The 25,745-nt window shown below is 66.4% G+C and carries 23 protein-coding genes and 2 pseudogenes; 5 read left to right on the top strand and 20 right to left on the bottom strand.

What is annotated here, in order from left to right; all coding sequences use genetic code 11:
• Positions 1 to 486 precede the first annotated feature (486 nt).
• A pseudogene (gene hrpA / locus AC27IQ_RS03330) lies at positions 487 to 4,666 on the top strand (ATP-dependent RNA helicase HrpA).
• 262 nt (positions 4,667 to 4,928) lie between these two features.
• Here the strand turns inward: hrpA and AC27IQ_RS03335 are convergent.
• Both AC27IQ_RS03335 and lexA read right to left on the bottom strand, forming a co-directional pair.
• Positions 4,929 to 5,051 carry a hypothetical protein gene (locus AC27IQ_RS03335; RefSeq protein ID WP_272569070.1) on the bottom strand — a complete coding sequence of 41 codons (123 nt, stop codon included), beginning with the start codon at positions 5,049 to 5,051 and terminating at the stop codon, positions 4,929 to 4,931.
• A 610-nt stretch (positions 5,052 to 5,661) separates the two neighbouring features.
• Positions 5,662 to 6,336, bottom strand: coding sequence for a transcriptional repressor LexA (gene lexA / locus AC27IQ_RS03340; protein ID WP_284401200.1), 675 nt, complete (start codon positions 6,334 to 6,336; stop codon positions 5,662 to 5,664).
• Between the two features lie 84 nt (positions 6,337 to 6,420).
• Between lexA and AC27IQ_RS03345 the strand changes: the two genes are divergently transcribed.
• Positions 6,421 to 7,389 (top strand): asparaginase, encoded by a 969-nt coding sequence (locus AC27IQ_RS03345; protein ID WP_317357944.1) that lies wholly within the window; start codon positions 6,421 to 6,423, stop codon positions 7,387 to 7,389.
• Between the two features lie 70 nt (positions 7,390 to 7,459).
• Here the strand turns inward: AC27IQ_RS03345 and adk are convergent, their stop codons facing one another.
• From adk to AC27IQ_RS03375, 6 genes are all read right to left on the bottom strand, one after another.
• Positions 7,460 to 8,116 (bottom strand): adenylate kinase, encoded by a 657-nt coding sequence (gene adk, locus AC27IQ_RS03350; RefSeq protein ID WP_284412921.1) that lies wholly within the window; start codon positions 8,114 to 8,116, stop codon positions 7,460 to 7,462.
• A 140-nt stretch (positions 8,117 to 8,256) separates the two neighbouring features.
• Entirely contained in the window at positions 8,257 to 9,054 is a 798-nt protein-coding gene (gene kdsB, locus AC27IQ_RS03355; RefSeq protein ID WP_284428473.1) for a 3-deoxy-manno-octulosonate cytidylyltransferase, read from the bottom strand.
• Entirely contained in the window at positions 9,051 to 9,233 is a 183-nt protein-coding gene (locus tag AC27IQ_RS03360) for a Trm112 family protein (protein ID WP_272547767.1), read from the bottom strand. Before AC27IQ_RS03360 ends, kdsB begins: the two co-directional genes overlap by 4 nt.
• 19 nt (positions 9,234 to 9,252) lie before the next feature.
• Complete coding sequence (gene lpxK, locus AC27IQ_RS03365) at positions 9,253 to 10,314, bottom strand: tetraacyldisaccharide 4'-kinase (protein WP_487088192.1); 1,062 nt, start codon at positions 10,312 to 10,314, stop codon at positions 9,253 to 9,255.
• Positions 10,315 to 10,319: 5 nt separating this feature from the next.
• Entirely contained in the window at positions 10,320 to 10,745 is a 426-nt protein-coding gene (locus AC27IQ_RS03370; RefSeq protein WP_284403947.1) for an ExbD/TolR family protein, read from the bottom strand.
• 32 nt (positions 10,746 to 10,777) lie between these two features.
• Positions 10,778 to 11,407, bottom strand: coding sequence for a MotA/TolQ/ExbB proton channel family protein (locus AC27IQ_RS03375; RefSeq protein WP_272569077.1), 630 nt, complete (start codon positions 11,405 to 11,407; stop codon positions 10,778 to 10,780).
• A 375-nt stretch (positions 11,408 to 11,782) separates the two neighbouring features.
• On the opposite strand from AC27IQ_RS03375, the pseudogene xseA reads away from it, so the two are divergent.
• Both xseA and AC27IQ_RS03385 read left to right on the top strand, forming a co-directional pair.
• Positions 11,783 to 13,101 (top strand): annotated as a pseudogene (gene xseA / locus AC27IQ_RS03380) (exodeoxyribonuclease VII large subunit).
• 147 nt (positions 13,102 to 13,248) lie between these two features.
• Positions 13,249 to 13,830 (top strand): superoxide dismutase, encoded by a 582-nt coding sequence (locus AC27IQ_RS03385; protein WP_272569080.1) that lies wholly within the window; start codon positions 13,249 to 13,251, stop codon positions 13,828 to 13,830.
• Between the two features lie 97 nt (positions 13,831 to 13,927).
• Here the strand turns inward: AC27IQ_RS03385 and AC27IQ_RS03390 are convergent, their stop codons facing one another.
• Together AC27IQ_RS03390 and AC27IQ_RS03395 are read right to left on the bottom strand one after the other, a co-directional pair.
• Positions 13,928 to 14,416, bottom strand: coding sequence for a DUF192 domain-containing protein (locus tag AC27IQ_RS03390; protein ID WP_317357961.1), 489 nt, complete (start codon positions 14,414 to 14,416; stop codon positions 13,928 to 13,930).
• A 130-nt stretch (positions 14,417 to 14,546) separates the two neighbouring features.
• A complete protein-coding gene (locus AC27IQ_RS03395) occupies positions 14,547 to 14,681 on the bottom strand; it encodes a hypothetical protein (RefSeq protein ID WP_372588240.1) in 135 nt (44 codons plus the stop codon).
• A gap of 283 nt (positions 14,682 to 14,964) precedes the next feature.
• On the opposite strand from AC27IQ_RS03395, the gene icd reads away from it, so the two are divergent.
• Positions 14,965 to 16,224 (top strand): NADP-dependent isocitrate dehydrogenase, encoded by a 1,260-nt coding sequence (gene icd / locus AC27IQ_RS03400; RefSeq protein WP_487088196.1) that lies wholly within the window; start codon positions 14,965 to 14,967, stop codon positions 16,222 to 16,224.
• A 128-nt stretch (positions 16,225 to 16,352) separates the two neighbouring features.
• On the opposite strand, the gene AC27IQ_RS03405 is transcribed toward icd, so the two are convergent.
• The 10 genes from AC27IQ_RS03405 to AC27IQ_RS03450 all read right to left on the bottom strand — a co-directional run bounded on the left by AC27IQ_RS03405 (position 16,353) and on the right by AC27IQ_RS03450 (position 25,706).
• Complete coding sequence (locus AC27IQ_RS03405; protein ID WP_487088198.1) at positions 16,353 to 17,672, bottom strand: S8 family serine peptidase; 1,320 nt, start codon at positions 17,670 to 17,672, stop codon at positions 16,353 to 16,355.
• A complete protein-coding gene (locus AC27IQ_RS03410) occupies positions 17,669 to 18,346 on the bottom strand; it encodes an anti-sigma factor family protein (protein WP_487088200.1) in 678 nt (225 codons plus the stop codon). The genes AC27IQ_RS03405 and AC27IQ_RS03410 overlap by 4 nt, the downstream gene beginning before the upstream one ends.
• Positions 18,347 to 18,355: 9 nt before the next feature.
• Complete coding sequence (locus AC27IQ_RS03415) at positions 18,356 to 18,934, bottom strand: RNA polymerase sigma factor (RefSeq protein ID WP_284428466.1); 579 nt, start codon at positions 18,932 to 18,934, stop codon at positions 18,356 to 18,358.
• Between the two features lie 85 nt (positions 18,935 to 19,019).
• Positions 19,020 to 19,730 carry a TorF family putative porin gene (locus tag AC27IQ_RS03420; RefSeq protein WP_284428465.1) on the bottom strand — a complete coding sequence of 237 codons (711 nt, stop codon included), beginning with the start codon at positions 19,728 to 19,730 and terminating at the stop codon, positions 19,020 to 19,022.
• Positions 19,731 to 19,757: 27 nt separating this feature from the next.
• Entirely contained in the window at positions 19,758 to 21,092 is a 1,335-nt protein-coding gene (locus AC27IQ_RS03425) for an enolase C-terminal domain-like protein (protein ID WP_487088203.1), read from the bottom strand.
• A gap of 49 nt (positions 21,093 to 21,141) precedes the next feature.
• Positions 21,142 to 22,110 (bottom strand): 2-hydroxyacid dehydrogenase, encoded by a 969-nt coding sequence (locus tag AC27IQ_RS03430; RefSeq protein ID WP_487088205.1) that lies wholly within the window; start codon positions 22,108 to 22,110, stop codon positions 21,142 to 21,144.
• Between the two features lie 130 nt (positions 22,111 to 22,240).
• Positions 22,241 to 22,696 (bottom strand): nuclear transport factor 2 family protein, encoded by a 456-nt coding sequence (locus AC27IQ_RS03435; RefSeq protein ID WP_487088207.1) that lies wholly within the window; start codon positions 22,694 to 22,696, stop codon positions 22,241 to 22,243.
• 103 nt (positions 22,697 to 22,799) lie between these two features.
• Positions 22,800 to 23,711 carry a 5-dehydro-4-deoxyglucarate dehydratase gene (gene kdgD / locus AC27IQ_RS03440; protein WP_272569093.1) on the bottom strand — a complete coding sequence of 304 codons (912 nt, stop codon included), beginning with the start codon at positions 23,709 to 23,711 and terminating at the stop codon, positions 22,800 to 22,802.
• A 42-nt stretch (positions 23,712 to 23,753) separates the two neighbouring features.
• Entirely contained in the window at positions 23,754 to 24,725 is a 972-nt protein-coding gene (locus AC27IQ_RS03445; protein ID WP_272547750.1) for a Bug family tripartite tricarboxylate transporter substrate binding protein, read from the bottom strand.
• 153 nt (positions 24,726 to 24,878) lie between these two features.
• On the bottom strand, positions 24,879 to 25,706 hold the full coding sequence (locus tag AC27IQ_RS03450) for a FadR/GntR family transcriptional regulator (protein WP_487088210.1): 828 nt from the start codon (positions 25,704 to 25,706) through the stop codon (positions 24,879 to 24,881).
• Positions 25,707 to 25,745: the final 39 nt, after the last annotated feature.

Raw genomic sequence — 25,745 nt, forward strand, 5'->3', positions numbered from 1 at the left:
GGTGCCGCGCGCCGCCAGCGCGCGGGCCACCGGGTTGCGCGGCGGTGCGCTGGCTTCGAGGTGCAGCACCATCGGCTGCTTCATGCGGCGCAAGGCCTTGACCCGGCCTTGCTGGAAGGCGCGGGAACGTTTCTGAGCACTCATGTGCGATTCCTGAAAAGCAAAAAGCCCCGGCTGAGCAAGCCAGGGCTTTCGTGCGGCGCACCCCCATTCGAATGGGCGGGGGAGCGCAGCCACCTTGGCTGAAAGGTGTGTGAGCGACACGGTTCAGCCGGGGCGAGGAACCGTGTTCAGTGAGGGGGGGTGAACAAATAAGGCATGGAAAGACAGCTCCTGAAAGGTGCGCCGCAAGGGTGCTCGTTGCGGCGCTGGTGAAGCGAAGGCGCGATTATCGAAGCGGCTTCGCGGGCGTGGCAAGGCCTGCTGCGGCCCCTGGCGGCCCTTGTTGTGCAGGGCCAACGGCGGGCTCGGATAATGCAGCCCTTCATGACCGAATCCGCGCCTTCCTCTTCTTCCCCTTCTTCCTCCACCGCCGGGGCGCCCAGCGCGCCGTTGCGCATCACCTTCCCGCCGTCGCTGCCCGTCTCGGCGCGGCGCGACGAAATCATGGCGGCGATGCGGGAGCACCAGGTCATCATCGTGTGCGGGGAGACCGGCTCGGGCAAGACCACACAACTGCCCAAGATCGCGCTGGCACTGGGGCGCGGCAAATGCAACGCCGCGCCGGGACAGAAAGGCCAGCTCATCGGCCACACGCAGCCGCGCCGCATCGCCGCCAGCAGCGTGGCCAAGCGCATCGCCGAAGAGCTGCAGACCCCACTGGGCGACGTGGTGGGCTACAAGGTGCGGTTCCAGGACCGGCTGTCGCGCGACGCCTCGGTCAAGCTCATGACGGACGGCATCCTGCTGGCGGAGACCCAGACCGACCCGCTGCTCAAGGCCTACGACACGCTCATCATCGACGAAGCGCACGAGCGCAGCCTGAACATCGACTTCCTGCTGGGCTACCTGCGGCAGATCTTGCCGCGCCGGCCCGACCTGAAGGTGGTCGTCACCTCGGCCACCATCGATGCCGACCGCTTTGCCAAACACTTCGCCTTGCCGCGGCGCCTGCCTACCCGCTCCAAGTCCGGCGAGGGGCCGCAGGGCGATGCGGCGCAGGCAGCCGGGCCGCAGGGCGCGGAGCTGATTCCCGCGCCGATCATCTATGTGTCGGGCCGGACCTTTCCGGTCGAGCAACGCTGGCGTCCGTTCGAAGAGTCGCGCGACTACGGCCTGAACGAAGCCATCGCCGACGGCGTGGACGAGCTGTGGGCCGGCAACGCGGGCGGCGACATCCTCGTCTTCCTGCCCGGCGAGCGCGAGATCCGCGAGGCCGCCGACCACCTGCGCAAGCACCTGGCGCACCAGCCGGTGATGCGCAATGCCGAGGTGCTGCCCCTGTTCGCGCGGCTGTCGCAGGCCGAGCAGGACCGCATATTCGACGGGCACACGGGCCGGCGCATCGTGCTGGCCACCAACGTGGCCGAGACCTCGCTCACCGTGCCCGGCGTCCGCTACGTGATTGACGCCGGCACCGCGCGCGTGAAGCGCTACAGCTTCCGCAGCAAGGTGGAACAGCTGATGGTCGAGCCCGTCAGCCAGGCCGCCGCCAACCAGCGCGCGGGCCGCTGCGGCCGCGTGGCCAACGGCATCTGTATCCGGCTCTACGACGAGGCCGACTTCAACGGCCGGCCCCGGTTCACCGACCCAGAAATTTTGCGGTCATCGCTGGCCGGCGTCATCCTGCGCATGAAGTCGCTGCACCTGGGCGACGTGGCGCAGTTCCCTTTCATCGAGGCGCCTTCGGGCCGTGCGATCGCTGACGGCTACCAGTTGCTGGGCGAGCTGGGTGCGGTGGACGACTCCAATGAACTCACGCCGATGGGCCAGGAGCTGTCGCGCCTGCCGCTCGACCCGCGCGTGGGCCGCATGATCCTGGAGGCGCGCGAGCGCCAGGCGCTGGACGAGGTGCTCATCATCGCCAGCGCCCTGAGCGTGCAGGACGTGCGCGACCGCCCCATGGATGCACAGCAGCAGGCTGATCAGGCCCACGCCAAGTTCGACGACGAAAAGAGCGAGTTCAGCGGCTACCTCAAGCTGTGGAAGTGGATCAACGAAGCGCGCGGTGGCGCGCCCACCCTGCCGTCGGCGCGCATGCAGAAGCAGGCCGCGCGCAAGGGCGCGCCCTCGCAGGCCGTGCTGCCCGTGGGACAGCGCATGGCCGCGGCGGCCGTGGCTCCGCCGGCGGCCACCGAGGCCGCAGCGGCTGCGCCCACCCACAAGCTCAGCAACCGCCAGTACGAATCGCTGCTGCGCCAGAACTTCATCAGCGTGCGCCGACTGCGCGAGTGGCGCGACATCCACACGCAATTGCTGACCGTGGTGACCGAACACCGCTGGCGCATCAACGACCGCCCTGCCAGCTACGAGCAGATCCACCTGTCCATGCTGGCCGGGTTGTTGGGCAACATCGGCGTCAAGAGCGACGAGGACGACTGGTACCTGGGCGCACGCGGCATCAAGTTCTACAAGCACCCGGGCGCGCACCTGTCCAAGAAGCCCGGGCGCTGGATCGTCGCGGCCGAGCTGGTGGAGACCACGCGCCTCTTCGGCCGGGGCATCGCGGCCATCGAGCCGCAGTGGATCGAGCAATTGGGCGGGCACCTGCTCAAGAAGCAGCTGCTCGACCCGCATTGGGAAAAGAAGGCGGCCGAGGTCAACGCGCTGGAGCGCGCCACGCTGTACGGCATCGTCATCTACAACAACCGGCGGGTGAACTTCGGCAAGGTGGACCCTTATGCGGCGCGCGACATCTTCATCCGCGAGGCGCTGATCGGCGGGCAGTGGGAAACCCGTCTGCCTTTTCTGGCCGCCAACCACAAGCTCATCGCCAAGGTCGAAGAGCTCGAACACAAGTCGCGCCGACAGGACGTGCTGGTGGATGACGAACTGATCTATGCCTTCTACGACCAGCAGTTGCCGGCCGACGTGTGCAGCGGGTACAGCTTCGAGGCGTGGTACCGCGAGGCGAGCGCGTCGAAGCCCGACCTGCTCAAGCTGACGCGCGAAGAACTCATGCGCCACGAGGCCGCGGGCATCACCGGCAATGCCTTCCCGCGCACGGTGCGGCTGGGCGGCGTGGATTGCGCCGCGAGCTACCTGCACGAGCCGGGCGATGCGCGCGACGGCATCACGGTCACCGTGCCGCTGTTCGTGCTCAACCAGGTGAGCGACGAGCGCTGCGAATGGCTGGTGCCCGGCATGCTGCAGCCCAAGATCCAGGCCCTGCTCAAGAGCCTGCCGCAGCGCCCCCGCAGCCGGTTCGTGCCGCTGCCCGACAGCGCTGCCCGGCTGGCCGGGCTGCTCGGCACGCCCGAACGCTTCGGCCACGGCAGCCTGGTCGAGGTGCTGCTCAAGCAGGTGCGCGATGAGACCTCGCTCGACGTCAAGCGGGCCGATTTCAAGCTCGACATGCTGAGCCCGCACCTGTTCATGAACTTCCGCGTGGTGGACGAACACGGGCGCCAGCTCGGTCATGGGCGCAACCTGGGTGCCCTCAAGGCCGAATGGGGTGCGAAGGCGCGCGGCGCCTTCCAGGCCCTGGCAGGGCTCAAGCTGGGCGGTGATGCCAAGGGTTTTGAAGAAAAACAGGCTCCAGCGCAAGAAGTACTAGGGCATTCTGCTATCAAAAATGAAGCACCTCCCGCTGCAGCGGGGGGGCCGCGGCCCTGCGGCGGTGACGGCGCCGGCCGCTGCGGCCCGGCAGGCGCCCGCCGGCCAGCGCCACACCGCATGGACCTTTGGCGAGCTGCCCGAGCTGATGGAGATCCGCAAGGGCGGCCAGACGCTGATCGGCTTTCCCGCGCTCATCGACGGTGGCGATGCCGTCACCATCGAGGTGTTCGACGAGCCCGAACTGGCCGCCGCCCGGCACCGTGCTGGCCTGCGCCGCCTGTTCGCGCTGCAGATCAAGGACGCGCTCAAGTACCTGGAAAAGAACATTCCCGACCTGCAGAAGATGGCCGTGGCCTACATGCCGCTGGGCACGCAGGAAGAACTGCGCAGCCAGATCATCGACGTGGCGCTGGACCGGGCCTTCCTGCTCGACCCGTTGCCCACCGATGAGGCCGCGTTCAAGCGCCGGGTGGACGAGGGACGCGGCCGGCTCACCCTGATCGCCAACGAGGTCGCGCGGCTCGCCGGCACGATCTTGCTGGAGTACGCCGCCGCGGCGCGCAAGATCAAGGACACCAAGAACGCACCCGAAGCCGTGCAGGACGCGCAGCAGCAGTTGCAGCGCCTCATGCCCAAGGCGTTCCTGGCTGCGGCACCGTGGGCGCAACTGGCGCACTTTGCCCGCTACCTCAAGGCGATCACGCTGCGGCTGGACAAATACCGCGCCGATCCGGCGCGCGACGCCACCAAGCTGGCCGAACTGCGCCCGCAGGAGCAGCGCTACTGGCGCCTGGTAGCCGAACGCAAGGGCGCCGTGGATGCGCGCATGCAGGAGTTGCGCTGGCTGCTGGAAGAGTTGCGGGTGAGCTTTTTCGCCCAGGAGCTGCGAACCCCGCAGCCGGTGAGCGTGAAGCGGTTGGACAAGCTCTGGGCGCAACTCAACAGTTGAGGCCGGCAGCCAGGCTGCGCGGCGCTTCGCATCGACATCGGCACGGTGGGCGGCGGGGCACGGGGACCCATGGTGGAAGACTTGCCCAACCCTGCTCGGCCCCATTCATCGCGTAGCGGCTTCCCCCGAGCACCCACCAGGCACCCACCAGGCACCCACCAGGCACCCACCAGGCACCCACCAGGCACCCACCAGGCACCCACCAGGCACCTCCGGGTGCTTCAGGGTTGCCGGGCTTTGATTGCGGCTGGGATGTGCGGCCTCAATGCGGCGCCTGCAAGGCCGCCTCGGCCCGCACGAGGCGGTCCAGTTCCGCGCACACATCGGCCATGCGGCCGGAGATCAGCACGCGCGCCGCCGCACCGGGGCCGCGGCGATCCAGCACCCGCAGCGGGCGCGCAGCAGGCCGGGGGCGGCTGCAACCTGCAAATGCCCCACTGTCATTGGCGCTGGTGCTGGGCCATGACCGTGCAGACGGGGTTACCGCCAGTGTGGGGGGACATGCTGAAAAGGGCTGGTCGGGCGGTGCCTGCCGCGGCCGAACCACCACGAAGCGCCGTGGCAGGGGCGCGAGCGCTGGAGGACACGGCAGGCCCTCTGCCGCCGCAATTTCCAAGGCGGTGCATGGCAGCGGTTCGATGGCAGCCGGCCGCGTGGCGGACGGGCCGATGGCGTCGGCATGGAGGCCCGGGGTAACGGCATGCACCGTGCCTCTGCCGCTGGCGCCGCCGCCTGGCTGGCCTGCGACGGCCCTGCGGTCTTGGCGCGGAGGGCGGCAGGCGGGCGCGCGCAGCCACCGTGCCAAAGCATTCAGCGGTTGCGAAAAGGAAGAAAAAGCGAGCAGGGCAAATCCCATGTGAAAACTCCAGCGAAGTGCGAGGGGGTTGAACACAGGCAGGATTGCCGAGGAAAAACACACTGCCGCAGGGTTGGCTGACCAGGGCTTCTTGCCCCTGGCCGCCAGACGCCCGCCACCTGCGGCGGTGTGCAGCGGGCTACATCAGCATGGTGTTGCGGATCAGGCCCACTGCGAGCCCTTCGATTTCGAAAGGCTCGCCCGGATGCACGGTGATGACGGGGTAGTCGGGGTTTTCGGGCAGCAGCTCGATGGCGGTGGCCGTGCGGCGCAGGCGCTTGACGGTGACGTCGTCGCCCAGCCGGGCCACGATGATCTGGCCGTTGCGCGCCTCGCGGGTGGATTGCACGGCGAGCAGGTCGCCGTCCATGATGCCCGCATCGCGCATGGACATGCCGCGCACCTTGAGCAGGTAATCCGGCTTGTGCTGGAACAGGCTGCCCTCCACGCTGTAGGTTTGGTCGACGTGTTCCTGCGCGAGAATGGGCGACCCTGCCGCCACCCGCCCCACCAGGGGAAGCGACAGCTGCGACAGGCCCGGAATGGGCAGGTTGAACTGGGTGCCGCGGGCGGCATTGATGGAGCGCACCGTGTCGCTGCGCAGCCGGATGCCGCGCGATGTGCCGCTGACCAGTTCGATGACGCCCTTGCGGGCCAGGGCCTGCAGGTGCTCTTCGGCCGCATTGGCGGACTTGAAGCCGAACTCGGCGGCGATTTCCGCCCGGGTGGGGGGCGCGCCGGTGCGGGAGATGGCGGTCTGGATCAGATCGAGGATCTGTTGCTGACGGGCGGTGAGCTTGGGACTGTCGAACATGAGTGACTCCGGTGCTGAACGGATAGGCAGGGAGAGGCCTGTTTTTTAATCCAGTCACTGTATTTTTAACCAGTTTTTTGGAGCGTGCAAGTGGGCACAGGAAAAATCGTGGTGCTGGGCACCGGCGGAACCATCGCGGGCAAGGCCGCCAAGGCCGGAGACAACATCGGCTATACCGCCGGGCAGGTGAGCGTGGGGCAGTTGCTGGAGGCGATTCCTGGATTGGCGCAGGCGGCCCGTGGCCGGATCGAAGCCGAGCAGATCGCGCAGATCGACAGCAAGGACATGGATTTCGCCGTATGGCGGCAACTGGCCCACCGATGCACGCAGTTGCTGGCCGATCCCGATGTGCGCGGGGTGGTGGTCACGCACGGCACCGACACGCTGGAGGAGACGGCGTGGTTCCTGGACTCGGTCCTGGACACTGCCGAACGCCCCGTGGTGCTGGCCTGCGCCATGCGGCCGGCAACGGCGATCGCGCCCGACGGTCCGCAGAATCTGCTCGATGCGGTGGCGGTAGCGGCCACGCCCGGGGCGCGCGGGGTGCTGGCGGTGGTGGCAGGCACGATCCACACCGCGCGCGACGTGCAGAAAGTGCACCCCTATCGCGTGGATGCCTTCAGCTCAGGAGACGCCGGGCCGCTGGGCTGGGTGGAGGAGGGCGCGGTTCGCCTGGCCCATGGCTGGCCGGCCCCTTCGGTTCCGCGATTGGATGCGCTTCACCACATCGCCAACACTTACCTGTGGCCGCGGGTGGAGGTGCTCATGAACCATGTCGGCGCCGACGGCCGCATCGTCGACCTGCTGGTGCTCGACGGCGTGGATGGCCTCGTGGTGGCGGCGACGGGCAACGGCACGCTGCACCATGCCCTGGCCAAGGCGCTGGAGCGCGCGCACGAGAGCGGTGTGGAAGTGCGCGTGGCCACCCGCTGCCCGCTGGGCCGGGTGCTGCCCAAGCCGGGGGACGCCTTGCCCCACTCGGAGGGGTTGAGCCCGGTGAAGGCCCGGATCAGCCTGCTGCTCGATCTGCTCGCCCGGCCTCGGCGCCCCTGAAATGGCAACGCCCCGCAGAGGGCGGGGCGTTCCAGGCACGGCCGAGGTGCCGTGCGGGTTCAGTCGGCAATCAGCCGGCCAGTGCGGCCAGCGCGCGCTGGGTGATCTCTTCCACGCTGCCCGTGCCGCTGATGGCGCGGTATTTGGGAGCGCCGGCCGGATCGGCCTTGGCCCAGCTGGAGTAGTACTCCACCAGCGGACGGGTCTGGGCGCTGTACACATCCAGGCGCTTCTTGACGGTGGCCTCCTTGTCGTCTTCGCGCTGGATGAGGTCTTCGCCGGTCACGTCGTCCTTGCCTTCCACCTTGGGCGGGTTGAACTTGACGTGGTACGTGCGACCGCTGGCCGGGTGGGAGCGGCGGCCGCTCATGCGTTCGATGATGGCATCGAAGGGCACGTCGATCTCGAGCACGTAGTCGAGCTTGACGCCCGCGGCCTTCATGGCGTCGGCCTGCGGGATGGTGCGGGGAAATCCGTCGAACAGGAAGCCGGACGTGCAGTCGGGCTGTGCGATGCGCTCTTTCACGAGATTGATGATGAGGTCGTCGCTGACCAGCGCCCCCGCATCCATGACGGCCTTGGCCTGCTGCCCCAGCGGCGTGCCTGCCTTGACGGCGGCGCGCAGCATGTCACCGGTGGAGATTTGCGGAATACCGTATTTCTGGCAAATGAATGCGGCCTGCGTGCCCTTTCCGGCGCCGGGTGCGCCCAAAAGAATCAGTCTCATGGATGTCCTCTAAGTGTTGAATTCGGCTGGCGCCACTGGCCACGGGCTTGCCTCCGGCCCGGGATGCGGCGCTCTGATCGCGGGCAAGGATAGCACGCGGGTCCACGCGCTTTCCTGACACGGCGGGGACTCTGAAAACGCTAGGAAAACAGCGCTCGCACGCGTTCCAGATCCTGGGGGGTATCCACGCCGGGGCCAGGTGCCGAAGCGGTCACATGCACGGCGATGCGGTGGCCGTGCCACAGCGCCCGCAACTGCTCCAGTGCCTCGACCGCTTCAGTGGGCGCGGGCGGCAGGGCCGGAAACTGCCGAAGGAATGCGGCGCGGTAGCTGTAGAGGCCGATGTGGCGCAGCGGCGCATACCCTTGCGGCACGCCGGTGGCCGCGCCATCGGGCCCCTGCGTCCACCAGGCAGCGCCGGCATGGTCGCGTGCATGCGGAATGGGCGCCCGGCTGAAGTAGTGCGCGAGACCGCGCGCATCGAGCACGACCTTCACGACATGGGGGTTGGTGTAGTCGGCCAGCGTGCCGATGGCATGGGCGGCGGTCCCCATGCTGGCGTCCGTGCGGGCCGGCAGCAGGGCGGCCACGGCATCGATCAGCGCGGGGTCGATCAGCGGCTCGTCGCCCTGCACGTTCACCACGATGTCGTCGCCTGCCAGGCCCAGCTGTTCGCAGGCCTCGGCCAGGCGGTCGCTGCCGCTCGGATGGTCGGGCCGCGTGAGCAGGGCCTGCACGCCATGCGCCTGGCAGGCCGCGAGGATGCGGGCATCGTCCGCCGCCACGATGACGCGCGTGGCCTGGCTTTGCGCCGCGCGTTGCGCCACGCGCACCACCATGGGCAGCCCGGCGATGTCGGCCAGCGGCTTGTCGGGCAGCCGCGTGGAGGCCAGCCGCGCCGGTATCAGGATGGTGAAAGGCGTGGCGGGCGCGGTCACGCCTCCAGCTCCTCGTCCGTCAGGGTGCGTGCTTCGTTTTCGAGCAGCACCGGAATGCCGTCGCGCACCGGGTAGGCCAGGCGGGCGCTGCGCGACACCAGTTCCTGCCGCTCCCGGTTGAAAGTGAGCGAGCCCTTGGTGACGGGGCAGACCAGCAGTTCGAGCAGTTTGGGATCCATGGCGGTAGTGGCTTCGGGGTCAGTCGGAGGGCGATGATAGCGAGCGGCGTGCGGCAGCCCGCAACCGCTCGTCCAGCAGGGAGAAAAAAGCGCTGTCGATTTCCAGGTGCAGCGGCACGGCCAGCGCCTGGGGGTGGAGTCGCCACAGCTTGGTGGCATCTTTTTCGGTGCAAACCAGCGTCATGCCGGTGTTTTGATTGTCTTTCCAGCTATCAAAATCATAGTGATCGGGCAAGGCGGTGGTCCGCTGCAGCGTGAGTCCTCTTGCCCGCAGCATGGCAAAGAATTCCTGTGGCCTGGCGATGGCGGCCACGGCGTGCAACGGCCGGCCGCGCCACTGCGCCAGGGGCTCGGTGCTGCCGTCCGCACGCATGGCGTCCGGCCCGAGCGAGCGTCTCAGGGAGAATGCCGGCGATGTGCCGGCCGGAGCCGGTCCGGCATGGAGCACGCAGTCGACCTGGCGTGGCCAGGGTTCGCGCAGCGGTCCGGCCGGCAGGAGGAATCCGTTGCCCACGCCGTCGTCGTTGAACACGCAGATTTCGATGTCGCGGGCCAGCGCCAGATGCTGCAGGCCGTCGTCGCAAACGATCACATCGGTGCGGGGATGCTGTGCCAGCAGTGCGCGCGCCGCCTGCGCCCGGTGCCGCGCCACGAACACGGGAACGCCCGTGCGCTTCGCGATCAGCAAAGGCTCGTCGCCCACTTCGGTCGCGCGGCTGTCCGCGCACACTTCGCGGCAGTCGTTGGTGGACCGCCCGTAGCCGCGCGACACCACGCCAGGCTGCCATCCGCGCGCCACCAGATGTCGCACGATGGCCTGCGTGACCGGGGTCTTGCCCGCCCCTCCGGCGATCACGTTGCCCACGACGATCACCGGCACCGCCACGCGCTCGGCGCGCAGGAGGCCCAGCCGATAAAGCGCTCGCCGGATGGCTACCGCGATCCGATACAGACAGGACAACGGCCACAGCGCCCAAGCCAGCGGCCCACGCCGTTTCCAGGCCGCTTGCAGGGTGGATGCCTGGGTATGGGGGGCGGTGGAAGAGGGTGCAGAGGGCGGCTGCGGCCCGGCGGCAGCCATCGCGGCTACTTGCCGGCGCTGGCCGTGGACTGGGTGGCGAAGGTGATCTGCGACAGGCCCACGCGGCGCGCGGCTTCCATGACGGTGACCACCGCCTGGTGCGGTGAATTGGCGTCGGCACTGATGATGACGACGCTGTCCTTGCCGGCGCTGGCCGCCGCGGCCAATGCCTGGGCCACCACGTCCACGCTCTTGCCCTCGACCGCCAGCTTGTTGATGGCATAGCGGCCATCTGCGGCGACGGCCACGATCACTTCCTTGGGGTGATCGCGCTGCTGCTCGGCATCGGCCACGGGCAGCGTCAGTTGCAGCTCGGTGAACTTGCTGTAGGTGGTGGACAGCATCAGGAAGATGAGCACCACGAGCAGCACGTCGATGAACGGAATCAGGTTGATTTCCGGCGCTTCGGTGGGGCGGGAGCGAAAGTTCATGTCCGTTCAGCCGATGGGGTGTGGGCCATGATTCACTTGCGAAGCCGGCTGATGTGCCGCACGAACTGCTCGGAGGCCAATTCGAGGGTCAGCAGATAGGCGTCCACGCGGCTGCGGAAGTACCGCCAAAAGATCAGCGCCGGAATGGCCACGATCAGCCCGAACGCCGTGTTGTACAGCGCAATGGAAATGCCCTGTGCCAACTGGGCCGGGTTGCCGCCGCCGGACTGGCCGGCCCCCGCTTGGGAGCCGAAAATCTCGATCATGCCGATCACCGTGCCCAGCAGGCCGAGCAACGGGGCGGCGGACGCGATGGTGGCCAACGCACTGAGGTATTTTTCGAGGCGGTGCGCCACGGCCCGGCCGGAACTCTCCATCGCAGCGCGCACGTCGGCCTCGGTGCTCTGCGGATTGCTGTTGAGCGTCCGCAGGCCGCTGGCCAGCACCTCACCCAACGCGGAGTTCTGCGCCAACTGGTTCACCACATCGGGCGTGGGAACGGAGCGGGACGACACGGTGATCGCTTCATCCAGCAGCTTGGGAGGTGCGACCCGGGCGGTTTTGAGGGCGATGAAGCGCTCCACGACGAGTGCCAGCGCCAGGACGGAGCAGGCTATCAAAGGCCAGATCGGCCAGCCTGCGGCTTGTATGATCGACAGCAATTCTCTCTCCGCGCAGATGGAAGCAATCCGCGATTATGGCCCAGTTGACGTGGTGGCCCGTGGCGGAAAACGGCCGGGCGGCCCGGCGCGTTCTGCACCTTCGCATCCCCTGTCGTCACCCACATTTTCTGTGGATAACTTTGTGGGCAACCGGGCTGCGATGGCCCGCCAAGCGGCTCCAGCCCGTGAATTTGACAGATTGATGAAAAATAACGCACCAAAAAAAACGTTTGAAATCAAGGGGTTGCACGTATCTGCTAGCGATGCGCGGGGATGGGCGCCTGTGTACAGGGCCAATCGGCCATCCTCGCGCGCTGTGGACTAGTGCCTCCTGGCAATGGCCTGCAATCCCTTGCTCCATCGGTGTCTGAGGCCATGAACCTCGCAACGGCGCCACGTATCTGGCAGGTTGGGGCGCTATGCCGCGCCATTGCTGACACCCTGGAGGCCCGGTTCAATCCCGTGGCCGTGCAGGGCGAGATCACGGGCTTTTCGCGCGCGTCCAGCGGGCATTGCTATTTCACGATCAAGGACGGCCAGGGCCAGATCCGCTGCGCCATGTTCCGCCGTGCCGCCCTGTTGCTCGACTTCGCTCCGCGGGACGGGGAACTGGTCGAGTTGCGCGGCCGCCTGGGGGTGTACGAGGCGCGCGGCGATCTGCAGCTCATCGTCGAAAGCATGCAGCGGGCCGGCAGGGTGCCTTGTTCGAGCAGTTCCTGCGGCTGAAGTCGCAACTGGAGGCCGAAGGGCTTTTCGACAGCGCGCGAAAGCGGCCCTTGCCTTTGATGCCGCGTGGCATCGGCCTGGTCACTTCCCCGGGCGCGGCGGCCCTGCACGACGTGGTGACCGCCCTGCGCCGGCGCGTGCCGCACATTCCGGTCACGCTGGTGCCCGCGCTGGTGCAGGGCGCCAATGCGCCGGCGTCGATGCGGGCCGCGCTGTCCAAGCTCTACGCACTGGTGGACGCGGGCAACGGGGCGCAGGGCACGGCGTCCCGCCAGCCCCCGTGCACCATCGATGTCATCCTTCTGGTGCGGGGCGGCGGGTCCATGGAGGACCTGTGGGCATTCAATGACGAGCAGTTGGCTCGCACCATCGTCCAGAGTCCGGTGCCGTTGGTTTGCGGTGTCGGGCACGAAACCGACTTCACGATTGCTGATTTTTGCGCCGATCTGCGCGCACCGACGCCGACCGCCGCCGCTGAACTCATCTCCCAGCCACGGGCCGTCTGGCTGGGCGCCATCGATCTGTTGGCCGATCGCTTGTCGGACGGTGTTCAGGCGCAGTTCGATGTGCGCCATCAACGCCTGGACCTGGTGGCCCAGCGCCTGGGCCGGCCTTCCGGCCTGGTGGCGCGCCAGCAGACGCGTCTGGCACGGCTGGCGGAGCGCATGCGCCACAGTGTGCTACTGAAAATGCAGCGCCTGACTCAGCAGCAGCAAGCGCTGGAGGCACAGTTGCCGCAAACCCTCCAGCGGCGAATGGGCCGCCAGTCCGAACGGCTGGAGCGTGGGGCGCTGCGCCTGCAGTTGCTGGATCCGCATCTCGTCCTGCAGCGGGGCTATGCACTGCTCACCGATGCGCAAGGCCAGCCGGTGACGAAGGTGGCCCAGGTGCGGCCAGGCGACGCCGTCCGGGCGGCGTTGACCGATGGTGAGATCGATCTGCAGGTGTCACCGCGCCGGTTGCTGTGAATGGAGCGGCTGGAGCGCTTTTTCTGCCATTGGCCCTCGCCTACAGCAGGCGCTGCTATTACTTTCTACAATGCCCGTTCGGACCGCGCCAGCCCCTGGAGGGCAGTGGTCCCATTCCAAGAATTTCAACCCACGAAGGACTGCACCATGGAACATACCCTGCCACCGTTGCCCTATGCGATCGACGCACTGGCGCCTCACTACAGCCAGGAAACCCTGGAATACCATCACGGCAAGCACCACAACGCCTACGTGGTGAACCTGAACAATCTGCAAAAGGGCACGGAATTCGAGAGCATGACGCTTGAGGAAATCGTGAAGAAGTCCAGTGGCGGCATCTACAACAATGCAGCCCAGATCTGGAACCACACCTTCTTCTGGAATTGCATGGCTCCCAGCGGCGGCGGCGAGCCGTCCGGCGCCCTGGCCAATGCCATCAACGCCAAGTGGGGCAGCTATGCTGCCTTCAAGGAAGCTTTCGTGAAGAGTGCCGTGGGCAACTTCGGCTCTGGCTGGACGTGGCTCGTGAAGAAGGCTGACGGCAGCGTCGATATCGTGAACACCGGCGCGGCCGGCACCCCGTTGACCACGGCCGACAAGGCCCTGCTGACGGTCGACGTGTGGGAGCACGCGTACTACATCGATTACCGCAACCTGCGCCCCAAGTTCGTCGAAACCTTCTTCGACAAACTGGTGAACTGGAAATTTGCCGAAAGCAACTTCGCCTGAGCGTTCCGCGCCCAATAAAAAAACGGCCCTTTTGGGCCGTTTTTGTTTTGGCATGTCCCCTGTCCGTAAGGGCAGGCTTGCGGGCGTGCTCCGCCGGTCAGCGGCGGGCAAAGGGCGTGCCGGACAGTTTGAAGCCCGCCTTGATTCCCTTTTTCGAGAACCAGCCCTGGTTCATTTCCAGCACGTAACGCACCGGCTTCTCAGAGCAGTGAGAGTCCTCGGTCTGCGGCTTCATGTCCGCCAGATTGACGATGGTGCCGTCGTCCGCGACGAAAGCGGCGGTCAAGGGCAGGATCGTGTTTTTCATCCAGAAGCACTGGACGGCAGGCGCTTCGAACACGAACAGCATGCCTTCCTGCTGGGGCATCTCCTTGCGATGCATGAGGCCGATCTGCCGCTCTTGCGGAGACACCGCGACCTGTGCGTCGATGCGGTGCATGCCGGCACCCAGTTCAACGCGCTGCAGGTTCATCTGGGGTGATTCCTGGGCGCCTGCCGCCGTACAGACGGAGAGGACGAGCGCAGCCAAAAGCGGGGCAAGGGCTTTTTCAGAGCCGTCCGCCGCGCGCACGAGAAAGGATTTCATCATCCGGCTTTCCATAAATGCAATGGGAATCGAAAGGGTAGCAGCCAAAGGCAAAAAAGCCCGCGGAGGCGGGCTTTTTTGGAGGGCGTCGGCGCGGGCTGAAGGCCTTGCCGACGATGGTGCTTACTCTTTAGGCAGCCGTCTTGGCGTGCTTCTTGGTGGCCTTCTTGTGGGCGACCTTGTGGGCTGCCGGCTTCTTGGCCTTGGCCTTGGCGTGCGCCTTGGGGGCGGGGGCGGCTGGCTCGGCGCTGGGGGCGGAAGTCACGGCGGGGGTTGCCGGTGCGGCTGGCGTTGCGCCTTGTGCAAAAGCACCAGCGGCGAACAGACCAGCAACCAGGACAGCGAGGAGTTTTTTCATATATGCCAATTCCTTGAAGAGGTTCGGATGGGAGCCGCGCGAAGTGCCGCGAAGCACCTCCACAACGGCGCCGTCACGGAGGCCGTTGACAGGAAATATGTGATTTTTTTAAGGCTTAGAATTGCCGGCTGTACCGCGTTTGCCTAACCAGCTGAAGCCCCTTCATCGTTTCACCGGAGAGACCCGTTCAATGAGCAGCTACCAGCACATCAAGGTGCCAGCCGAAGGCCAGAAAATCACCGTCAACGCCGACATGTCATTGAACGTGCCGGATCAGCCCATCATTCCGTACATCGAGGGCGACGGCACTGGTTTCGATATCACGCCCGTGATGCTCAAGGTCGTGGACGCTGCTGTGGCAAAGGCCTATGGTGGCAAGAAGAAGATCCACTGGATGGAAGTGTTCGCTGGCGAAAAGTCAACCAAGGTCTACGGCCCCGACGTGTGGCTGCCGGAAGAGACGCTGCACGCCGTGCGCGACTACGTGGTGTCCATCAAGGGCCCGTTGACCACGCCCGTGGGCGGTGGCATCCGTTCGCTGAACGTCGCGCTGCGCCAGGAGTTGGACCTGTATGTCTGTCTGCGCCCCATCCAGTACTTCAAGGGCGTGCCCTCGCCGGTCAAGGAGCCCGAAAAGACCAACATGGTGATTTTCCGCGAGAACTCGGAAGACATCTACGCCGGGATCGAGTTTGAAGCCGAGTCCGAAAAGGCCAAAAAGCTCATCAAGATACTGCAGGAAGAGTTCGGCGTCAAGAAAATCCGCTTTCCTGACACTTCCGGCATTGGCGTCAAACCCGTGTCCCGCCAAGGAACCGAGCGACTGGTGCGCAAGGCGATCCAGTACGCCATCGACAATGACAAGCCCAGCGTGACCATCGTGCACAAGGGCAACATCATGAAGTTCACCGAAGGTGGCTTCCGTGACTGGGCCTACGCGCTGGCGGCAAAGGAATTCGGTGCCGAGCTGATCGACGGCGGCCCCTGGATGAAGTTCAAGAACCCCAAGACGGGCAAGGACATCACCATCAAGGACAGCATTGCGGACGCTTTCCTGCAGCAGATCCTGTTGCGTCCCGCCGAGTACAGCGTGGTGGCCACGCTCAACCTGAACGGCGACTATATCTCTGACGCGCTAGCGGCCCAGGTGGGCGGCATTGGCATCGCTCCTGGCGCCAATCTGTCCGATACGGTGGCGATGTTCGAAGCCACGCACGGCACCGCGCCGAAGTATGCCGGCAAGGACTATGTGAATCCCGGCTCTGAAATCCTGTCGGCCGAAATGATGCTGCGTCACATGGGCTGGACGGAAGCTGCCGACCTGATCATCCGGTCCATCGAGAAGTCGATCGCCAGCAAGAAGGTCACCTATGACTTCGCCCGTCTAATGGAAGGCGCGACGCAAGTGAGCTGCTCTGGCTTTGGCCAGGTCATGATCGACAACATGTAATCACTTGGGCGGGTGCCGAGAGGCATCGGCTTACTGGTGCGGAAACCCTCGAAGTCCTGTCCGGATTTGGAGGGTTTTCTTTTGGCCAGGGCGCGTTTCTGGCAGATGAATGGCTGGTCGGTGACTGGTCAGCGTTTTGCCAGCCGCTGGCCTTGGTTCGGCAGGGATTCCAGCGCCCGCTCGGCATTGACCATCCATGGCCTGCCCACACTTTTTTCGCTGTCCAGCAGGAGGTTCTTAATGGTCGTGAGGTCGAGTTGCGGGGCGCTGGATTGGAGCAATGCAATCATCCCGCTCACGTGGGCCGCAGCCATCGAAGAGCCTGTGGCGAAGTCGTAACGCCCCTGGGGCTGCAGCGTGAGCACGTCTTTTCCGGGCGCAGCCAGAACACCCTTGGCCGCCAGATTGACGTTTTCGGCCATTCCCACGACGATCACGCCGGGCACGCCGGCAGGAAAACCCGTGCGCTCTCCGTTGGACGGAAGCGCGGCGACCACCGCACGGCCCTGTTTGACCAGTTGGCCCAGCAGCGTGCCGAGCAACGGATCCTCAGGGCCTCCCAGGCTCATGTTGATGGTGCGCGCATCGGACGACATCACGGCCACGAGCGCCTTGGCGAGAGTGAACGAATTGCAGCGTGCGCCGGCTGCTGGCTGATGTGCCGGATACCAGCAGGCTTTGTAGAGGCTCACCTTTGCCTCGGGTGCGACACCGACGATGCCCTGCAGGTTGTTGCCCGCCGCGGCGATGATGCCCGCGACCTGGGTACCGTGCTGATCTTGCTGAAAGCCCACGGCATTTTCATCGACGAGGTTGTAGGCGGCATCGATCTGCCCGCGCAACTCCGGATGCTCCGTCTGCGCGCCCGTGTCGATCACGGCAATGTGCGCTCCTTTGCCGGTGCTGAGCTTGTGCGCACGTGCCACCTGCATGTCCACAAAGCCCTGTTGCAAGGGCATGTAGGGGTCGTTGTAGGCCACGGCCGAAGTCTCCGGCTCGGGGCTTGCGTTGACCGAAAAGTCCTGCAGGGGCTGCGCCAGTTGCACGCGGGCATCGCGCGAAAGCGCGTGCAGCAGCGCGTCGCGGGACGCGGTGGCGCTGATCTCGAACACCACGCAGTGCGCATTCATCGGCGGGATTGGCCAGGCAGTCACTTCCCGCAGGCCGTAGTCCACGGCGATGGCCTGGACTGTCCTTGCCGCGCGGTTGCCCATGGTGTAGCGCGGCGGGGCGCCGTAGCTGGAAAGGCTGGTGCCCGCGCGGCCCGGTACATGTTCCAGCGGATTGGGAACCGCCACGATGATGTAGCGGGTGCTGTCGGCACGCATGCCCGCCTCACCGGACGGCTGCAGCGTCCTAGCGTCGGGAGGAGGTTCCGCCGGCACGCTGCTGCAACCGGACAGTGTGCATGCCAGCAGCAAGGCCGCAGTCAGAAGACGGGTGGTCATGGCGGGCCTCCGATGGGTTCGACCATCTGCATTCCCGGGGTGCTGCGCAGCCGCTCCAGGGCCTGGGTATTTGATTGGCGCATGTCTTTCGCAGACACCGCATAAGCCCCCATCGCGTTGGGGCCACTGACCACCTGCAGGTTCAGCGAATCCAGCAACGCCTTCCAGTCTGCCAGCGTGATGCGTCCATCGGGAACGACGCGGATGGCGTTTGGCTGGCCAGCGGCCGCAGTGCCCGGGGCTGGGGGGCTGCTCAATGTCTGGAACGCCGATGGTTCCTGTTCGGACAAGCGATGTCCCATGAAGGCCAAGGCAACGGCTTGCAAGACGGCGAAGGTGGCCAGTGCATAGGTGAGGCGGCCACCGTGCCGGCGTGCACCTGCCATGGGTTTAGGCAGCGGTTGATCGCAAAGGGCGTCCATTTCGATGCGCTCCAGCAGTTTGTCCAGGCCCGCCTGTTCATCGGGCATGCGCATGGGGGCCAATGCCATGGCGGCCTGCACCTGCTGCTGCGTCTGGAGTTCGTCCCGGCAGTCGGCGCACTGTGCCAGGTGCTTTTCCACTTCCGCACGCTGCTCATCGCTGGCACGGCCATTGACGATCCAGGGCAGGGCCTCCTGGGTCAGTAGATGGGAGCGGTCCTGGCTTGGGGAATCAGGAAAACGGGAGGGCATGGTGCAATCCTATTGAGCGGTGCTGCGGGTGGCCAAGGCCGGCAGCAAGTTGCGCAACTTCACTCGCGCGTGGAACATGCGCGCTTTGACGGTTCCGACGGGTGACTGGGTGATGACGGCGATTTCTTCCAGCGAATGCCCGCCGGCATAGGCCAGTTCCAGTACCAGCCGCTGGTCCACCGAGAGCCGCTCCATGCCCTTGTCCAGCCAGTTGCGCAGTTCCCTCGCTTCGCCGGGGTCAGTGGCCAGATTGGGCTGGACTTCCAGATCGTCGTCCGCAATGGAGAGCATGTCCGTTCCCCCGTCCTGCCGCAGGGCCTTGAGCCCGCAGCGATAGGCGATGCCCATGATCCAAGTGGAGACTTTCGACTCTTCACGGAAACTGCCCGCTTTTTGCCAGACGATCCAGAAGCAATCGTTGATGACCTCTTCGATCAGGTCGGACCGGCGGGTCAGGCGGGTCAGAAACTGGCAGAGTCGGCGGTGGTACGCCCGGTACAGTGCTGCCAGGGCCGCGCGATCGCCGGACGCGATGCCATGCAGCAGTTCGAGATCGGCTGAATCGTCGGGAAAGGAGAGGGCAGCCATGGCGTAGAAGCGGGCGGATGAGCGTCTTGGAAGGTGGAATCTTGCGACGTGTGTGCCTGCAATGCACCAAAAGGTTGCGGATGCTTCAAAAAGAACGGGCCCACATGAACGACCAGTGGCCTGCAGTGTTGCCGGGGGACAACGGTCGGGCCCGACTGTCGGTTGCCAAATAGCTGAGTGAGGCGCGCCAGGGGCCTTGGCGCCAGGCGGCGCCAACGCTGCCATACGCATAACGGTCTTGCGGGCGGACCTCGGCCAGCCCGATGGTGCCCGTCAAGGAAAATTGCTCGTCGATCGGTAGCCGACCGCCCAGATCCACGGCCCACCGCATGGGCCGGGCGGCATCCCGGGTGTGGGGATATCGAAATACCGACGCACCTGCCGTGATCAGATCGCGATAGCTGAAGCTCAGGGCCGTTTCCAGCCGGTCCAGCAACTGGGCGGTGGGGTTGTCCGGATAGGCGTAGTACTGGGTGACGGCTTGGTACTGCCAGTCATTGGACAGCACACCGTCGTAGGCGAGGCGGACGATCGCCCGGCCATAGCGGCGGCCGTTGGTCTGCATTCCCAGCACGGCGCCGGCCGACCATCCCGTCGCATCGTAGAGCGTGAGCAGCCCCTGGACGATGGGGCGCTTGATGGGCGTCTGGAAACCCCGTTCGGTGAGGTCGCTGCTGACGGCGATTTCACCGGTGACATCACGGGTCTGCGCGCCGCAGCCGGCTGTTGCTCCCAAAAAGATCCAGGGCAGCAGGCTTCGGGCGGTGTTGTCAGGCCATGCGTGTGAAAAAGGCATGACAGCAGTTTAGGCCAGCCTTGCGGGTCAGCGAACGAGGCAAGGGCGCTTGGGGTCGAACTTCCAGCCGGCGTGAAGGTACTGCATCGCGATGCTGTCGTCGCGTGCGCCCAGCCCATGCTGGAGATAGAGCTGGTGCGCGCGCTCCACGGCCGCCATGTCGAGCTGAACGCCCAGGCCCGGGGTGGTCGGCACGGTCACATGCCCGTCCACGATCTGCAGCGGCGATTGTGTCAGGCCCTGGCCATCCTGCCAGATCCAGTGGGTGTCGATGGCCGTGACCTTGCCCGGGGCCGCGGCCGCCACATGCGTGAACATGGCCAGCGACACGTCGAAATGGTTGTTGGAGTGCGAACCCCAGGTCAGGCCCCAGTCGCGGCAGGTCTGGGCCACGCGCACCGAGCCGGCCATGGTCCAGAAGTGCGGGTCGGCCAGTGGAATGTCGACCGACTGGAGCGAGAGCGCATGCACCATCTGGCGCCAGTCGGTGGCCACCATGTTGGTGGCGGTGGGCAACCCGGTGGCGCGGCGGAACTCGGCCATGATCTCGCGGCCCGAAAAGCCGTCTTCGGCACCGCAGGGGTCTTCCGCATAGGCGAGCACGCCGTGCAGGTCCCGGCACAGGAGAACGGCGTCCTTGAGCAGCCAGCCGCCGTTGGGGTCGAGGGTGACGCGCGCCTTGGGAAAGCGCTCATGCAGCGCCCGAATGGCCAGGACTTCGTCCTCGCCGCGCAGCACGCCCCCCTTGAGCTTGAAGTCGTTGAAACCATAGCGTGCGTGCGCGGCCTCGGCCTGGCGCACGATGGTCTCGGGCGTGAGGGCCTGCAGATGGCGCACGCGGCTCCAGTCGCTCTCGGTGGCATCCACATCCTGGGCGCGCACGTAGGGCAGATCGGTTTGGCCGGCATCGCCCACGAAGAACAGGTAGCCGAGCATTTCCACGCGGTCGCGCTGCTGGCCTTCTCCGAGCAGTGCGGCCACCGGCACGCCCAGGTGCTGGCCCAGCAAGTCGAGCAAGGCCGACTCCACGGCGGTGACGGCGTGGATGGCGATGCGCAGGTCGAACGTCTGCAGGCCGCGTCCGCCGCTGTCGCGCCCTGCGAGCGCGGCCTGCACCTGCTGCAGCAGCGCCAGGTGGTTGCCCACCGGCTGCCCGACGAGCAAGGGCCGGACATCTTCCAGGGCCTGCCGGATCTTTTCGCCGCCCGGCACTTCGCCGACCCCGGTGCGCCCGGCACTGTCGGTGAGGATGAACAGGTTGCGCGTGAAGAACGGGGCGTGCGCGCCGCTCAGGTTGAGCAGCATGCCGTCGCGCCCGGCGACCGGAATGACGCGGACTTCGGTGACGGTAGGGGTGTGCATGGCAATGGGCATGGGTGTGGGCTTCGGAGAGTGGCGGAGCGAAGTGGGTTCAAGCCGTCCCGGTGCTGGGCACCGGGGCGCGGACAGCACCCGTGGCGTAGAAGGCGTGCAGGTTGTCCAGCACCATGTCGGCCATGGCGCGGCGGGTTTCATGGGTGGCGCTGGCGGTGTGCGGTGTCAGGACCACGTTGTCCAGCGCCAGCAGCGCGGCTGGTACCGATGGTTCGTTTTCGAACACGTCGAGGCCCGCGCCCGCGATGCGGCGTTCTGCCAGGGCGTCGATCAGGGCGGCCTCATCGACCACGCTGCCCCGTGCCACGTTGATCAGAAAACCTCGGGGGCCGAGGGCCTCCAGCACGGCGCGATCGACCAGATGGCGGGTTTCCGCCCCTCCGGCCACGGTCAGCACCAGGTAGTCGGCCCATCGGGCCAGTTCCAGCAACGAGTCGAAATAGGGCAGGGTGGACTGGGCGCTAGGCCGGCGGTTGTGGTAGCCGACCTCCATGCGAAAGCCCGAGGCCCGTTCGGCCACGGCCTGCCCGATGCGGCCCATGCCGACGAGCCCCAGGCGCTTGCCGGACACCCGGGTCTGGGGCGCGAACCGGGCGGTGGTCCAGTCGCCGCGCCGCACGAAGCGGTCGCTGGCGCTGACGCCGCGCGACACATCCAGCAGCAGGGCAAAGGCCAGGTCGGCCACGCAATCGTTCAAGACGCCGGGCGTGTAGCCCACCTGGATGCCCCGCGCGCTGGCCGCTGCGATGTCCAGCGCGTCGAACCCCACGCCGAAGCTGCTGATGACCTGCAAGCTCGGCAAGGCATCGATCACCTCCCGTTTCAGGCCAATGGAGGCGGAGGTGACCACGCCCGTGAAGTCGGCGCCGCGTTCGGCAAGGAACGCGGCGGGATCGGGTTGGTCGGACAGGCAAACGATGTCGAACTGCGCAGCCAGGTCGGCTTCGAGCGCCGGCAGGGGCAGGCGGGCGATTTGAAGGAGGCGGGGCCGGGGTGTGGTGCTCATGGGCGGGGATGGTACGGCGGCGCATCCAGGGCCTTGGGGTGCAGGCCGGTGTGAAAGCGGTCGCAGGGAGCAAAAAGAATTCGAAGCCCCACGAGAAAGCCGCACGCGCGGCCTCCTCGTCGGGGGGGAATCAGGGCGCTGCGCGGACGGCCTGGCGGGCCAGCAGCTTCCAATCGGCGCCTTGCTTTTGCCAGACGCCCAGGATCTTGATCTGCACCTTGCCGGGCTTGCCCGAATCGTTGGTATCGGCCGTCAGGGTGTGGCGGACGATGGCCGCGTCGCCGACCACCTTGATGGTCTGGTCGCTGATGACGATGGTGACGAAGTCGGACTTGCCGTCGAGCAGGTCGCTGATGAAGCTGGCCTTGGTGTCCACCCGGCCTCCCGAGTGGCCATAGCTCAGGTCGTCGGCCACGAGCTGGTTCAGCGCGGCGGGGGACGGATCGATCATGGCGATTCGCAGGCGCTCGGCCGCAGTGGCGACCGACTGCGGCGCATCGGCGGCGCCGGCCGGTGCCGTGGCGCAGCCGCCCAGGGCCAGCAGGGTGACGGCCGTGGCCGCCGCAAGGAACAGTTTCTTGTACATCTCTTGTCTCCGTTGTGGTGTGGTTTTATGGATGCCCCGTGCGGATGGCTTGACCCACCGGCGCCCGTGCACGGCCGGGCGCCGGATCTTCAGCCGCGGCGCCTTATTGCGGGCCGAGCTTGTCGATGAGTGCCTTGAGTTCCTGCATTTCGCCGGGCTTGAGGTCCGTGAGCGGGGCGCGCACGGGGCCGGCGTCGTGGCCGACGATCTTCGCGCCGGCCTTGACGATGCTGACGGCATAGCCGGCCATGCGGTTGCGCAGTTCGAGGTAAGGCATGAAGAACTCGCGCAGCAGGTGGTGCTGCGTCGCCAGATCGTCGTTGGCCACGGCCTTGTAGAAGTCCATCGCCGTCTTGGGGATGAAGTTGAACACGGCCGACGAATACACCGGCGTGCCCAGTGCCTTGTAGGCCGCGGCATACACCTCGGCAGTCGGCAGGCCACCCAGGTAGGCGAAGCGGTCGCCCATCTTCATGTAGATGGAGTTCATCAGTTCGATGTCGCCCACGCCGTCCTTGAAGCCCACCAGGTTGGCGTTGCGCTCGGCCAGGCGTGCCAGCGTTTCGGGGGTGAAGCGGCTCTGGCCGCGGTTGTAGACGATCACGCCGAACTTCACGCTCTTGCACACCTCTTCGACGTGCGCGGCCAGGCCTTCCTGGCCGGCTTCCGTCAGGTAGTGCGGCAGCAGCAGGATGCCGTGGGCGCCGGCCTTCTCGGCCGCCTGGGCGCACTGGATGGCAAAGCGGGTAGGGCCGCCGGCGCCGGCGATGATCGGCACCTTGCCGCGGCAGGTGTCCACGGCGGTCTTGATGATGCCGGGATACTCGTCCGCCGTGAGCGAGAAGAACTCACCCGTGCCGCCTGCCGCGAACAAAGCGCTGGCACCGTAGGGGGCCAGCCATTCCAGGCGCTCCGCGTAGCCCTTGGCGTTGAATTGGCCCTGGGCGTCGAAGTCCGTGAGCGGGAACGACAGGAGGCCGGAGCCCATGATGGTCTTGAGTTCTTGAGGTTGCATGGCGGTACGGGGTAGTGGGTGGAAAAAGGGAAAAGTGAAAAATCAGTCGAGCCGGATCTGCGCCGCCGACACCACACTGGCCCAGCGTGCGCGCTCCTTCTCGAAGAACTTGTCCTGCTCGGCGGAGGCCATGGTCACGACCTCGGCGCCCTGGCCCGCGAGGCGGGAGCGGATTTCCGGCGTGCGGATGACGGAGATGAGGGCCGTGTTCAGGCGCTGCACGATCGGATCGGGCGTGCCGCGCGGCACGAGGATGCCTTGCCAGGTGCCGGACTCGAAGCCGGGGATGCCCTGCTCTGCAATGGTGGGCACATCGGCCAGCAGCGGCATGCGCGTGGCCTTGGACAGCGCCAGCACCTTGAGCTTGCCGCTTTGCACGTGGGGCAGGGTGGCGAGCATGCCGTTCATCAGCACCTGGGTCTGGCCGGCCATGGTGTCCTGGATGGCGGTCACGCCGCCCTTGTAGGGCACATATTGCCAGCGGGCGCCACTGGCGCGCTCCAGCGCCACGCCGGCCAGGTGCGGTGCGCTGCCCGTGGCGGTGACGGCGAAATTCAGGTCGGCCGTCTTGGACAGGGCGATCAGTTCCTTCAGGTTGTTGGCGGGCACGGACGGGTGCACCACCAGCATGTGCGGCGAGTAGGCCAGCATGGTCGCGCCACGCAGGTCCTTGGAGGGGTTGAATGGCAGCTTGGTATAGACCGAGGGGCTGATGGCCAGCGCCCCCACGTCGCACAGCAGCATGGTGTAGCCGTCGGGCTGCGCCTTGGCGACGAAGTCGGCGCCCAGGTTGCCGTTGGCGCCGGGCTTGTTTTCCACGATGACGTTCTGCTTGAGCAGGTCCGACAGCGGCTGGCTGATGGCGCGCGCAATGATGTCCGAACTGCCGCCGGGCGGGTAGGGCACGATGAGTCGCAACGTTTTGGTGGGCCAATTGGCGGTCTGGCCCATGGCCGTGGTGCTGGCCAGGGCGGCGGCACCATAGACCATGGCGTGGCGGCGGTTCAAAGTCATTGCATGTCTCCTTGCTTGGGTTGGGTCATTTTTTGTTGTACGTCATCATACAACTTAAAAATGGCAAGGCACAAGCGCCGGAGGATGCTTTTCCGCGGCTCTTCGGGTTAACGATGACCCGCGCTGCCCGGCCTTTGGGCGAGTGGCTGGGTTTCAGGCTTCGGGTGTGGCGGCGGGGGCTTGCACCGGAGCCGGCGGTGTTTTGGCCGCCTCCTGCGCCAAGCGCAGGCGCTCGCGGCTGTTGGTGAGGTGGATGCGCATGGCCGCGCGCGCCGACTCGGGGTCCTTGCGGGCGATGGCCGAATAGATCTCTTCGTGCTCGCGGTTCACCCGGCTCAGGTATTCGTGGCCCCGCACTGCGTTGCGGATGCCCGAGATGCGGGTGCGCGGAATCAGCGTGGTGCCCAGGTGGTTCATGATGTCGGCGAAGTACGGGTTGCCCGTCGCCTCGGCGATCTGCAGGTGAAAGCGGAAGTCGTGCCCCACCGTGTCGCCGCCCATGGCCATGTTGCGCTCGAAGTCGTCCAGTGCCTGGCGCATGGCCTGCAGGTGGGTCTCGCTGCGGCGCATGGCCGCAAGGCCGGCCGACTCGGTTTCCAGGCTGATGCGCAGCTCCAGCACGGCCAGAACGTCCACCGACGCCGTGAGTTCGGACGGGTCCAGGCGGAACACGCCGCCGGCGCGCGGGGGCAGAACGAAGGTGCCGATGCCGTGTCGCGTTTCCACGAGGCCGGCGGCCTGGAGCTTGGACAGGGCCTCGCGCACCACGGTGCGGCTCACGTCGTGGGCGCGCATGATTTCCGATTCGGTGGGCAGCTTGTCGCCCGGCGTCAGCAGCCGGTCGCGGATCTTTCCAGAGAAGTCTTCCACCACGGCATTGGCCAGTCCGCGGGCGCGCCGGACCGGAGCCGGGGACAGGTTCGGGGCCGTTGATTCGGTGGGGGCGGGGTATGCGGGTAATCCCTTTATCGGTGCGGCCATGGCGGTGATGATAATCGCTGAACGTTGTATGACAACATA

This window comes from Acidovorax sp. KPB24-07 (assembly GCF_057543315.1).